This is a genomic window from Streptomyces canus 299MFChir4.1 (genome assembly GCF_000383615.1).
GTDB lineage: Bacteria > Actinomycetota > Actinomycetes > Streptomycetales > Streptomycetaceae > Streptomyces > Streptomyces canus_C.
In genome coordinates, this window is sequence record NZ_KB911622.1 from 25041 (window position 1) to 37907 (window position 12867).

Here is a 12867-nt window from a genome sequence, read left to right on the forward strand (position 1 = left end):
CCCAGGCGCCGCAGAGTCGCCTCGTCGTTCAAGTCTTGACGGGCGGTTCTTGGGGAAGACAACGCAGTTACCTCCGGAAGCGACGGAACGGGGAAGGGGTCGAGACACTGCGGCGTGCAAGGCACGACATCGGGCAGTAGACGGGGCTCGGCAGGCGCAGCGAAGATCGGTCATCGGCGTCTCCCCACGTGCAGCGGCCCGGTTTCCGGATCCCGCACGTAACGGCTGCGAGCCCGCTCGAACTCCTCCAGCCACCGCTCCGGCGCGTCAGCGACGTACTTCCACGGCACGGGCGTGACGAAGGGCCCGATCGCCTCAAAGACCGCATCAGCCCCTTCGCCGAACCCGCCCGAGTGCAGCGCCTGCGCCAGATGGTTCAAGTCCAGCGGCGACCACGACCTGGCGTCGGCCTGCGGGAACCACCAGGCCAGCGCGCGCAGCGTGTAATGGGAGACCGGATCCCTTGTCCAGTACAGGGGTGTGAGCGAGCCGTTGGCCCGCTGGATTCCGTAGTGCTCCGCGTGGAGATACAGCGGCAGCAGCACCAGCGGTGACCCTGCCGGCGCCCAGGTCGACACCCAGCGCACGAAGTCGTAAGCGTTCGTCTCGTAGGCCTGCATCGCCTGGAGCATGCGGTGCCACGCCTCGCGGTTGCCCGGATCACGTTCCTGGACCTCGCGAAGCAGCCCCCACGGGCCATACGGCAGCATGTACTCCCAGGCATCCATTCGGTGTTCCGGCCGACGCTGGAACACGTCCGGGGAGTCCACCTGCGCTAACGCCAGTAAGCCCACCCACGGCACGGGGTCAGCAGGCCAGCTTCGCGCCGCCTCCCAGCACGCCCTCCGCGCACGATCAGCCAGCGGCCCCACACCCTGCTGTCCGGCCCGCTGTGCGTTCAGTGCTCGCTCGACCAACACACGCGCCCGCATCATCACCGCGTTGACGTGTGGATCCTCTTGTAACCACGCCTCGACGGCGTCTCCACTGGCCGCTGCCGCCGCCAGGACCTGACTTCGTGAAGTCCGTAATCCCCACGTGGCGCAGGACTCCAACAGGGCTTTCATCGACCGCCATCGCCCCGCCCGTACGTCGTCGAGCACGACGCGCAGCGCACTGTCGAAGCCAGCCGGGTGGAATTGCGGCTGAAAGGGGCCACTCATGGACACACTCCATGCCGATGTGCGTGTGCCGCAGCCCCCTCCGCCTCAATCGGTCGCCGCCTCAAGGTGAGCAAAGACGGCGGTTCGGGGCCGGTGTTCAGTGCCTGGATTGGGGTCATCAGGGCCTCAGAGGTATGGGGGAGAGTTGATCCCCGCTATGGGGGGAGGGCTGGACGAGGGCAAGGCGGCCCGGCAGACGCCCAGGAGTGCGCTGCGGTGCGTCGGGCGGGCGGTGGCTTACGCCAGGAGGACGAAGGCCCAATGCTGGGAAAACATGCGGTATCGGGGCGCCCGATCGGGCGACAACACTGGCCAGGAGAGCGTGGGCCATCGCGGCCGCAGCCTCAATGTTCACGGGAACAGGTAGGACTGGCTGAGGTACAGGCTGGATCAGTGCGTGCGTCGCTGGCCGCGTGTTCACAAGACGGCTGGTTGACGTGCGTGATGATGCTGCGCGGGTCGGCGTGGAGGGTCGTCGGCCGTGTCCCCGCGCAGCCCCTCGCTCCCGCCCTGTTCATGCCGCGGGCTGACCAGCAACTCGCCCCAGACCTTCTTGCCCGAGCGATACATGTCCGTTCCCCAGCGCTCGCAGAGAGCGTCGACCAGGAGCAGGCCCCGGCCGCTGGTGAGGAGATCGGCTCCCGGCTTGGTCATTTCCGGCAGCATGCGGGCGTTGTCGACTACTCCGATCCGTACGAACCGTGTACTGGAGCGGGAGACGACGACCTTGATATAGCGGGAGTTGGTGTGCTGAACCGCGTTGGCCACCAGCTCGGTCACGAGGAGAACTCCCGAGTCCGTCAGGTGCTCCATCTCCCATACATTGAGCGTCGTGCGTACGAGCTGACGGGCGGTCTCTGCGCTGGCCTCCAGACCGGGGAGGATCGCAGAGAACTCCGGACTCCGGGCGGGGTAGGGCTGCGCTGGCACGATCATCTGAACCTCAGGGGGGTCGGTGTACGACGGCCTACCGCCAGTCAACGGCCCTGGACACCGTGAGAGGAGGAAAAGCTGGCCTCGTATGCATCGCGTACTACCGGAAATTTCCGGGCACTCAGGCCTACTGACGGTGCCTCAGTGGCTACCGTGGATGCGTGGAAGGGAACGTGAGCCTCACCGCTGCCATGGCCGAGCTGGGCCTTACTCAGGCCGAGTTGGCCGAGAAGGTCAACGGCTTGCTGCGTTCTCGCGGATGCGACGGAACGGTCAGCGACCGAACTGTCCGGAACTGGGTGACCGGAAAAACCAAGTGGCCCCACCTCCGCCAGCGGGAAGCCTTGGAGGCCGTATTCGGGTGTACGGCCGAGGAGCTGGGCTTACGCGCGCCGTCGGCAAGCAGCACCACCACCACCGAACCGGAGCCACCTGTGGAGCGCAGAGGTTTCCTCTCCACCGCTACTGGAACCGCCGCCACCATCGCAGTGCCCGTCGATTTACGGCCCACCGTCGGCACGTCCGACGTGATCAGACTCCGCTCCGGCCTGGACGCCCTGATGGCTCTGGACGCATCACGAGGAGGCCACGAGGCGTTGGAGCGGTCAGCACTCGCAGGAGCGGACGAGACCCTTGACAAAGTCAGGCAGGCCGCGTCCCAGCGCATCCGGCAGCGGTTGTATTCCGTGGCCGCGAACTACACAGCGACGGCAGCGTGGGCCGCCATCGACGGTCGTCAGCTTGACCGCGCCCGAGCCCGCCTAAACCGTGCCCTGTACCTCGCGGGGATGGCCAAGGATCCGATCGCCGAGCTGCGGGTCTGGAACTCCTACGCGATGCTTGCCCACCAGAGGGAAGACTTCACCGACGCCGTGGACGCCGGTTACGCCGCCCAGGCGACGGGCATCGCGAGGCGCGATCCCTTCTACGGCTCTCTCGCTCACGCCCGCACGGCAGTTGGTCAGGCCACTATCGGGGACCGCCAAGCGGCCATCAGGTCCCTCGGGTACGCCGAAGAGGCCCTGAGCAAGGCGAGAAAGGACGAGACGCGCCCGAGCTGGATCAGCTTTTACGGGGAGGCCGAGCTAATGGCGATGACAGCCATCGCCCGTGACCGGATCGGAGACTTCGCCGAGGCCGAGGCTGCCTCACACCAGGCGCTCGGCAGCATCCCTGAGCAGTTTCAGCGGAACCGGGCCTTGGCCACGGCCCGGCTTGCCCTGTGCCAGGTCCACCAACGGGACGCCGAACTGGCCACCACCACGGCCTCCGAGGTTTTCGAGCTGATGTCGGGGCATCAGATCCCCGGAAGGATGCGATCTCTGCTCGGAGACTTCTACCGCGACTTGATCTCTCTTGCGCCGGACGCCTCGGTCGCACAAGAGTGGGGAGACCGCCACCGATCCGAATGGAGCCGACCCTGATGGCCGAGCTGGACCTCCGCTACTTCGTCCGCGAGGATCTGCCAAAGATCCGGCAATCGATCATCGATATCCACAGGGACGCCCAGGGCGGCACACTTGACGAATTCAGGAGCAAGTTCCCCTGGTACGTCGATCACTGGGGTTCTCGAGATGGCTACTCGTGCGTGATGGCCTACGACCGGGACGAAGTCGTGGGCTTCGCGTACGGGGCTCCTGCGGTGAACGGCCGGGAGTGGTGGCGCGAATACGTCGACCCGGTGCCGGAGAAGACTCTGACCTTCGCGTTCTCCGAGTTGGCTGTTCGTCAGGCGTACCGGAAGCAGGGATTGGCGCATCGGCTTACCCGCGCTCTGCTGGAGAACCGAGGCGAGGACCTTGCAGTCCTCCTGGTGGACGTCACGCACCCCAGGGTTCAGAGTCTGTATGAGGGCTGGGGCTTCAAAAAGGTCGGCGAGCAGAGGTCTGCTCCGGACTCGCCAGTGTTCGCTGTCATGCTCGCGGAGCTGCCGTTGCGTTAGTCCCAGCGGTCGACCCTAGCTGAGCAAGCCGCCTCGACGCCGTACTGCATCTGTAGGCGCGGGCGTACGCAGGCAATCCGCGCCGCGGCGAGCCATGGAAATCCACTAGTGTCTCGTGATGTTGTTCATGGAACCTGAGGCTTCTGTGATCGTTGAGTCTGGTATGGATGTCACCTCTGAACAGATGGCAGAACTGCGGGAGTTGGCCGGGTCGCGGGATGTTCCGGCCGATGTGGCGCTTCGCGCACGGATCGTCCGGCGAGGGGCGGCGGCAAGGACATTGCCGAGCTCGCCGGTGTGGCGCCTCTGACGGTGGACCGCTGCAAGGCCCGTTATGCCGAGCGGGGCCTTGCCGGTCTGGAGGAGAAGCGCCGCGGCGGGCCGCGTACCCAGGTGCCGCCGCAGGTGCGGGCCCGGGTGATCGCTTTGACGAGGATGTCCCCGCCGGCGGAATCCGGTCTGTCGCACTGGTCGACGCGGACACTCGCCGACCATCTGAAGCGGCGGGAGGGCATCTCGGTGTCGTGGCATTACGTCGCCCGCGTCTGGCGTGAGGAGAATCTGAAGCCGTACCGCTCGGGCACCTTCAAGATCTCGAAAGACCCGGCGTTCGCGGAGAAGGTCGTCGATGTCGTCGGTTTATACCTGGCCCCGCCCGGTGGCGCCGTGGTGCTGTCGATCGACGAGAAGACGCAGGTGCAGGCCCTGGACCGGACCCAGCCAGTGCTGCCGGTGACGTTCGCGGCCACCGAGAAGCGCACTCACGACTACGTGCGGCACGGCACCACGAACCTGTTCGCCGCGCTGAACGTCACGACGGGTGAAGTGCTGGGCGAGTGCAAGCCGAACCGGAACGGCGCGACCTTCCTGGCGTTCCTGAAGAAGGCCGTCAAGCCGCATACGGGGAAGGAAATTTATGTCGTCCTGGACAACCTCTCCACGCATACCACCCCGGACGTGAAGACGTGGCTGGCGAAGAACCCGCACGTCCACTTCCATTTCACCCCCGTCGGGTCCTCATGGTTGAACCAGATCGAGATCTGGTTCGGGATCATCACCCGCCAGTCCATCCGCCGCGGCACGTTCGCCAGCGTCAACGTCCTGGTCAAACAGATCCGCAACTACATCAACTCCTGGAACGAGAACGCGAAACCCTTCACCTGGACCGCAACCGCCGACGAGATCCTCGCCAAGGTCCGACTCGTCCAGACCAACGTGAAGAAACTCGTCAATAACAACGCGAAGCAACGCAATCAGGATCACGAGACACTAGGTGGTCGGCTACGTCTTTGCTGTCGCTTTCGAACACCAGCCGGGCGGCCAGGATGTGGACTGGTGCACCGGTCAAGTGATGACGTCGCCAGAATCAGGGGCGGGTGCAGAGGGGATCAGGACGGGAGTAAGATTAAGCTCTTTACGATGGGGATGTTCTGGATCACCGCGATGGCATTCGTTTGGGGTGGCGTCGCGGGATTGCTGATACCGCGTGTTGCGTACCGGCTCTCCGTGCCGTGGGGAGAAGCGTCGCGGACTGCGTGTCCGGCAGGGCACCCTTTGGAAGGGATCGGGTCGGGCTGGCTGGGGCTGGCTCGTTGCACTGACGGGGACAGGTTCGGGCCCAATACATTCGTCATCTCCGTGGTGGTGGCAATGGTCTGCGGGGTGCTGGCCGTGGCCACTGGTGCCCGTCCCGAGTTGGTCGTGTGGCTGTTGCTCGTGCCAATTGCCGTGGTGCTCGCCATCGTCGATGTCGCGGTGCACCGGCTGCCCGACATCGTCATGTTGCCATTTGTGGCATGCGCGCTCGTCGGCCTGGGAAGTGCCGCGCTGATGCCCGGTGCCGGTGGCAGTTGGCGGGCCGCGTTGCTGGGCTCTCTCACGCTCGGCGCTTGTTACCTGGTGTTATTCCTGATTAACCCGGAGGGTTTCGGGTTCGGTGATGTGAAACTCGCTCCTGCTCTGGGGGCTGTCCTGGGCTGGTACGGCTGGGGGGTCTTGTTGATTGGCACATTCGCCGGGTATCTGTTCGGCGCGTTGTTCGGCGTCGGTCGCATTCTCGTGCGGCGCGCCGGTCGTAATACGGCGATCCCGTTCGGCCCGTTTCTCCTGGCTGGCGCCCTTGTCGGGATTCTCTTGGGTTCCTGCACGGTGTGAGCGTGCGAGTCGGACGGATCGCGGGCTGGGCGGCGACGTGGAGGAGCTGGGGTGGCACGCCGCGCGCATGGCGGGGGCCGGGGGAGTCGGTCGTCGATGAGGCGGACTCAGCGGGATGCTCCATGGAAGGGCCCAGGTGTGCACTGATTGGCCGCCGCGGGGGGTTCGGGTTTCTGAGATCGAGGCTGCTGGTGGCGCGGTAGATGAGGAACACGCCTTCCGTCTTGTTCCCCTATCCCACAAACGGGCTCTCACGTGGCAGTGTGAGAGCTGCTCAGTTGAGAGAAGGAACGAGGGGAGCGGGACGGTGGCCGCGGGGAGGGGCGGGTTAGCCGAGCTGACCCGGGCGCATCGGGTTCTCATCGGCGTCGTCGTGTTCGGTGCCGTGATCATCGCTGGCATCGGCTTCGCGGGGTCTTACGACGCTGTGCGTGAGCTGGCCCTGGAGAAGGGCTTCGGAAGCTTCAGTTATGTGTTCCCGATCGGCATCGACGCCGGCATCTGTGTTCTGCTGGCCCTGGACCTCCTCTTGACCTGGATCCGCATCCCCTTCCCGCTGCTCCGCCAGACGGCCTGGCTCCTGACTGCGGCCACGATCGCCTTTAACGGCGCCGCGGCCTGGCCTGACCCGCTGGGCGTAGGCATGCATGCGGTGATCCCGATCCTCTTCGTGGTCGCCGTCGAAGCGGCCCGCCACGCGATCGGTCAGATCTCCGACATTACGGCCGACAGGCACATGGAGGGCGTCCGCCTCACCCGCTGGCTCCTCTCCCCGATTTCGACCTTCCTACTGTGGCGCCGCATGAAGCTCTGGGAGCTGCGCTCCTACGAGCAGGTCATCAAGCTCGAGCAGGAACGTCTGGTCTACCAGGCAAGCCTCCACTCCCGCTTCGGCCGCTCCTGGCGACGCAAGGCCCCGGTGGAGGCACTCACGCCACTCCGCCTTGCCCGCTACGGCGTTCCCCTCGCCGAGACGGCCCCGGCCGGGCTGGCCGCCGCCGGCATCGACGAGCCGATCCAGTTCACCGTCGAGCGGGCGCCGATCCCGACACAGCGGCAGAGCCCCGAAATCGAGGCCGGCGTCGGCCAGGAGCACGAACCCATGAATGTGGCCGGCGGGAAGCCCCAGATGATGGGACAGACGGGAGCCGCGCACCCCGAGCAAGCACACGACCTTGGAGATTCTGGGAACGGCCCGCACTTCGCCACCGCCTACCAGGACTGGGTGGTTGCCTTCGAATCTGAGCCCACGAGCGCGCAGTTCGCTCTCTGGCTCCAAGACAAGTACAGCATTGCGACCGCAGCCGGCGGGCCGTTGTCCGATGAACAACTTGAACCCCTGCTGACGCTCTTCAAGGAGCGTCATGCGCCCCCCGCCGATCCGGAGACACGTCCTCAGGACGGTCTGGACGGCGCGGACGACTACTTTTACAACGCCTGGCTGGCGTACGCGCAGGACCACGGGGGCTACCCCGATGCCGCCGCCCTGGCCACGTACCTCTATGGACGAGACCAGATCACTGGTGGAAACGGTCAGCCCATCACGGCCGAAGACCTGGAGGGCTTCGTCTCCGCCTTCCGACAGCGCGAGTTCGATGAGGCGTCACCGGCGTCCGGCCACCAGGAGATCGCCGACGCGGTTGAGCCTCATGTCACCGATGACGAATCCGACCAGAACCCGGTCGGCGTTAGTGCCCAGCCGGCCAAGGAGAAGCGGCCCTCGCGGGTGAGCGCTCCCATCGATACCCCGCCGCCCGGGCCGGAAGACTCGGCGGGGCAGCGGGCGGTCCTCACCACGGTCGATCGCTACTACCAGGCGTGGATGGAGTACCAGGCCGAGCACGGTGAGGAACCGGCGGCCGAACAGCTTTCTGCCTATCTTGCGCAGAAGGACATGCTCGGCCGGGGCGGTAAGCCGGTCAGCCCGGCCACTCTGCGCCGGTACTTCCTGCCGTTCCGCGTCTACAGCGTGTGGGCCGAGCACCGGCTGCGCAAGGAGCAGCCGGAGGCGGACGCTGTTTCGCACGACTGCGCAGCGAGAGGCATCACCGCCCAGTACAACAAGCCCGTCACCACCGGCTACGTCACTGCGAATGCCGTGGACTTTGAGCGCCGTCGGCAGGCTCTCCTGGGGCATCACGCCGACGCCCAGCAGTAAGGCCGGCCACGGTGGGGGTCGGTGCAGCAGGTCCATGCCGTGGCGTTATCGTCCGCGACACACTTTCTAGTGGAGCGGCCAGCCTTTCACTCCGACGAAGCGGCCATCGGTGAACTGCTCGCCTTCGCAGCCTGGGACGTCGCCCCCGCCAGCAGTGACGCGCCAAGCACCTGCGCTCACATCGGCTAGAGGGCCTTGCGTGCCACCGGGCTTGGGCGGTTGAGTAGCTCGCTGATCAGCTGTTCGGTCTCCGTCTCCAGCGAGCAGTCGAGCGCCCGATTGACCTGTTGGACGCGGGTGATGGCGGTGTGCAGTCCCTGACGGTTGCCTGCCGCGGCCTCAATCCTGCACCAGTCGCGATACAGCAGTTCCGCAGTATCGTCGACGTCGAGGCCGGTCGCGACGGCCTGGCGGGCCGCGCTGAGGTCGTGGTGCGGGCCCGCTGGCGTGCGGTAAGTGGCCACGGTGTGCGCGACGTCGATAATGCGCGTGATCATCTCCTGCTGGTACGGCTCGGCCCAGGGCAGGGGCTTGCCGCCGAACGGCCGGCCCCGCACCAACGTGAGGGCCCTCTCCAGTTCGGTCAGGCCGGCCGGTCCCAGCGGCAGGGCGCGCTCGACGAGTTGAAGGAAGCGGGTCCAGTCGCAGCGCACGCCGGGGGAGAGCCGGTAGGGGCTCTCGCCGGTCTTGCGGCGCGGCACATAGGGGTCGCCGGTCGGGTCGTTCCCCAGAGAGCGGCGCAGGCCCTGCATCCGGGCGTTGAGGGTGCTGAGCGACCAAGGGCTGACGGGATCCATGTCGGAACTCAAGGCGTCGGCGCTCCGCCCGGGCCGGAAGAACAACAACGCGGCGAGTTGCGCCATCCTCGGGCCGTGGCCGGTGCTGTCCACGCCGGTCACCTCGACCGGGCCCAGAACCCGGATCTCCGGCGCGAGCAGGTCGTGCGCCTCGCACTCCTCGGCGGAGTCCTCGCGGTCGTCAGCTTCCGCTGCCTCTTCTCCCGTGGTGTCCGCGGCCGCCACGGGCTCAGGGGCCTGGGGCGCTGTTGCGGTCCCTGGGCCTGGCCGGGCGTCGGCCTGAGCTGACGTCATGGGCAGGAGCCGAAGGCCAGCGGGATCGGAGGTGGCGGCGAGCAGAGCAGGGAACACTTCGCCGCCCAGGTCCGCCGCCACTGCCAACGAAGGACTCGCGGTAGCGGGCGTGGGCGCGATGGATTCCTCCGATGCGGGAGGATCCGGCTGCTGCACCGTCTCAGGCTCGTCCGGGACGTCCTGCCAGGGACCCTCGGCAGGGTGGGACGGTTGCCCGGATACCTTCAGCGCGGTGGTGATCTGCACGTAGGCGGCGTGCTCCAGACGCTGCACCGTGATGTCGACGCCGGCGTAGTCGAGGGTCTGCGGCCCGCTGAGTGAGGCGTTGAGGATTTCCGCCTCGGGGAAGTGTGCGGCCGCCGAACTGGCCGGGGCGATCAGAGTGACGGGCACCGTGCCGGACTTGTCGATGACGTCGGCGAACTGCCAGGCCGTGTCCGCGTCCAGAGATGACGCGCACAGCAGCAGATACGGCTGATGCTGGGTTTCGGGCATCTGGTGTGCTTCCAGCAGCCGCTCGGACAGATCGCGCAGAGCGTGGGCGGCGTGCCGCATGTGGGCGATTCGCGCGGTGGGCAGCAGCTGTGGCAGGTCCTCGCCGAACCCGATCGTCACGACCTCGACGTCACTCGCCCACGGGCTCATCCCGAGCTCAAGGGCGAGCGAGGTGCACACCTCGGAGATGTGGACCGGGTTGCCGTCCAGTAGCAGCGCCGGCAACTGCGCGAGGTTGAGTAGCAGAAGCTCACCGGCCTCGGTGCTGCCGACCGTGACCAGCCCTGGATACGGTGCCGGCACCTCGCGGGCGGCTTCCTCGTCCAGGAGGACCGCATCGGGGGGCAGGATCCACCAACCGGCGTGTCCGGAGACGAAGGGCGTCTGCGCCTCCTGGGAGAGATCCTCGGGCAGCACCTCCACCGTGCGGGCGCCGATCCGTGCGGCTCGCAGCGGCGGCACGAGCGCGGGGTCCTCCTCCTGGGCTGCCCGGTGGGCCAGGGTCCGCAGTGCCACGTCCAGGCGGGTCGCGCCGTCTGGCTCTGCGGCGGCCGCCAACTGGGCTTCTGCGGTGGATGTCTCCGGCGCGATAGCGATCTTCTCGCCGGGCTTGCGGCGGCGGCGCTGCAGCGTCCTGCGTAGGGCGAGAGCTCCAGTGATGGCGGCGGCCAGGAGCGCGCCGGCGCCGAGAACGGTGCGCAGGTTCAGGGGGCCGCTGGCCGGGGCCGTCATCGGGGACTCGGATGACGTGGCGGCGGGTGACGAGGCAGCGGAGCCGGACGACTCAGACGGCGAGGCGGCAGAGGGCGAGACGCTGGTGCTCGGCCGGGGCGTCGGGGAGGCCGATGCGGACGGAGCAGCCTGATCTTGGGACCGCTCGTCTTCGGCGGGGCGGCTCGCCTGAGGGCCAGGAGCCGACGCTTCTGGCGTGGGTGCAGCGGTGTGGCTGGGCGCGGGCGCCTGTTCATCGCCTGTGCTCCCGCCCGGCGTCTTCTCGCCGTCGGGCTTCTGCGTGGCCGGGGGAGTGGTCTCTCGGCTCTCCGACTCATCGCCGTGGTCGTGGTCTTGGGGCGGCTGGTCGGGCTGGGCGCCGGGCACGGTGACCTGCTGTCCCGCGTAGATGACGTCCGGGTCGGAGATGGCGGGCAGCCCGTTCGGCTGCGGCTTGTTCCGGCTGGCCTTGAACAGGCGAGGCCACTGGTCACCGTCGCCAAGCTCGCCCTCCGCGATCTTCGACAGGTAGTCGCCGGAGTGGACCGTGACGACGTGCTCGCCTTGTTCGTCGGCAGCCGTGGCGCCGTCCTGCAGCTGCGTATGGATGCCTGCTGCGTCATCGGGCATCTCCAGCTGCCAGCCGGGCTGCAGGAAGCTGTTCGCGCGGAAGACTTGGCCATCGACCATGGTCCGGCCCTCGTTCAGGTCGGCGATCTCTCGCCACCGTTCGCCGTCTCCCAACTCCCGTTCGGCGATGCCCCACAGGCTCTCGGCGGGCCGCATCTCGCGCACTGTGTACGACGTGGGGGATGTCGAGGTGCTCGCGGCGGAGGCGGGGGGCTGATCGGCTTCGATGGCTTGCGGGGCCTGCGTCGTCTGGCCGTGGACGAGGGCTCCGGTCGTGGCAGGCGCGGCCTGCGCGTCGGAGGCCAGAGCCGAACTCGTGGGCAGCAGGACCAAGATGCTGCCGATCAGAAGAGCGGCGGCCCGCTGTGAGGAGCCAAGACCGCGCGGGGCGCGCCAGGTGCGGCCACGCAGCTGTGCGATCAGCTCGCGGACGGCGCAGAACGCGAACTGCGCCCACCCGATCCAGCCCACCGCAACGAGTAGCAGCAGAAACACCACTCCGGTGTCCTGCCGGTCCAGCAGGTGCGTGAGGTCGTCGTGAGTGGCATCCCAGATGGCCGGGGTGGCCCAGGCCAGCAGCAGCGGCAGCCCGGCGACCACGAGGGCCAAGACGATCAAGCTCAGCACGGCCTTGAGGATGCGGGCCAGGGTGCGGCCGGCAGTCGCGGCGGGGGAGGGGGCGGTGCGCATCAGTTTCCTTCAGGAGCGGTGACGCCATGCAGGAGGGTGGCCTGGCCATGGCCGGTCACCGACAGAGAGCCGATCCCAACCACCGACAGAAACTTCGTGTCGTAGGAGCCGGTGACGTTGACGGTGAGGGTCTTGCCGTCGCCGGACACGCTGACCGTGCCGGTGGCGCCGGCGGAGCGCAAGTAGGCCTGAGCGGCGGCAGCCGCGTCCTGCGGATCCACGACGGTTGCGGTGCCATTGATGGCCTCGGCGGGATCGATGGCCTGCCCGCCCGCCCGGGCCGCTTCGCCGGCGACGTAGTCGGCGCGTTCCGTGGCGCGCATCTTGCTCCCGCCGTCGACGGCGACACCGATGATCCCGATCAGCGCGATGACGCACACGGCGACGAACACGGTGATGCCTCCGGCGTCGTCCAGCCGGGTTCTCCAGAGGCCTGAGTGAGGGAAGAGCATCAGTCACCCCGCTGCCGGTACTGGTCCACTACCGACGTCGCCGTCGACGTGAGGGTTTTGGCTCCCGGCACGCCCGGTAGCAGAAGATCGGACAGATTGACCGTGCAGGTCACGGTCGCGGAGACCGTCCCCACCTGACCCACGGGCACGCTGAGGCCGCCCGTGTTGATGCTGACGGACGTCGACGCGCACTCGATGCCCTGGTCTGCAAGGGACTCCGCGGCCGCCGACTGCGCGGCGCCCTGGGCGGCTGCTGCTGTGCGGTGGATGGACGCTTCTCGCGCCGCGTCCTCCGCCGCAGAATCGATCTTCGCGCCGGAGGTCACGATCCGACCGCCGGCGATCGCCATGCACAGGAACATGATCAACGCAGGCAGGAGGATCGCGGCCTCGATAGCGGCACTCCCCTCGTCACTGCGGATGCTGCGAGCCCAACGGGCCATGGATC

At 67.5% G+C, this 12867-nt stretch carries 9 protein-coding genes and 1 pseudogene; 5 read left to right on the forward strand and 5 right to left on the reverse strand.

Features of this window, described 5'->3' with window-relative positions; all coding sequences use genetic code 11:
• Window positions 1–170: 170 nt before the first annotated feature.
• Window positions 171–1163, reverse strand: coding sequence for a hypothetical protein (locus H293_RS58735; protein WP_033416350.1), 993 nt, complete (start codon window positions 1161–1163; stop codon window positions 171–173).
• Between the two features lie 417 nt (window positions 1164–1580).
• Complete coding sequence (locus H293_RS51300) at window positions 1581–2099, reverse strand: ATP-binding protein (protein WP_020123804.1); 519 nt, start codon at window positions 2097–2099, stop codon at window positions 1581–1583.
• Window positions 2100–2257: 158 nt separating this feature from the next.
• Between H293_RS51300 and H293_RS0142210 the strand changes: the two genes are divergently transcribed.
• From H293_RS0142210 to H293_RS60795, 5 genes and pseudogenes are all read left to right on the forward strand, one after another.
• Complete coding sequence (locus tag H293_RS0142210; RefSeq protein WP_028808681.1) at window positions 2258–3520, forward strand: helix-turn-helix transcriptional regulator; 1263 nt, start codon at window positions 2258–2260, stop codon at window positions 3518–3520.
• Entirely contained in the window at window positions 3520–4038 is a 519-nt protein-coding gene (locus H293_RS0142215; RefSeq protein ID WP_033416372.1) for a GNAT family N-acetyltransferase, read from the forward strand. Before H293_RS0142210 ends, H293_RS0142215 begins: the two co-directional genes overlap by 1 nt.
• A gap of 312 nt (window positions 4039–4350) precedes the next feature.
• Window positions 4351–5115: pseudogene (locus H293_RS60785) on the forward strand (IS630 family transposase); the annotation flags it as partial.
• Window positions 5116–5463: 348 nt separating this feature from the next.
• Window positions 5464–6192, forward strand: coding sequence for a prepilin peptidase (locus tag H293_RS60790; protein WP_397896221.1), 729 nt, complete (start codon window positions 5464–5466; stop codon window positions 6190–6192).
• Between the two features lie 307 nt (window positions 6193–6499).
• The gene (locus tag H293_RS60795) at window positions 6500–8350 is read left to right on the forward strand and encodes a DUF2637 domain-containing protein (protein ID WP_020123808.1); all 1851 of its coding nucleotides are present in this window, start codon (window positions 6500–6502) and stop codon (window positions 8348–8350) included.
• Between the two features lie 185 nt (window positions 8351–8535).
• Here the strand turns inward: H293_RS60795 and H293_RS0142235 are convergent, their stop codons facing one another.
• The 3 genes from H293_RS0142235 to H293_RS0142245 are packed head-to-tail and all read right to left on the reverse strand — an operon-like array spanning window position 8536 to window position 12862.
• Entirely contained in the window at window positions 8536–11967 is a 3432-nt protein-coding gene (locus H293_RS0142235) for a LysM peptidoglycan-binding domain-containing protein (RefSeq protein ID WP_020123809.1), read from the reverse strand.
• Window positions 11967–12419 (reverse strand): TadE/TadG family type IV pilus assembly protein, encoded by a 453-nt coding sequence (locus H293_RS0142240; RefSeq protein ID WP_020123810.1) that lies wholly within the window; start codon window positions 12417–12419, stop codon window positions 11967–11969. Before H293_RS0142240 ends, H293_RS0142235 begins: the two co-directional genes overlap by 1 nt.
• Window positions 12419–12862, reverse strand: a complete 444-nt coding sequence (locus H293_RS0142245) for a TadE/TadG family type IV pilus assembly protein (protein WP_020123811.1) — start codon at window positions 12860–12862, stop codon at window positions 12419–12421. Before H293_RS0142245 ends, H293_RS0142240 begins: the two co-directional genes overlap by 1 nt.
• Between the last annotated feature and the right edge of the window lie 5 nt (window positions 12863–12867).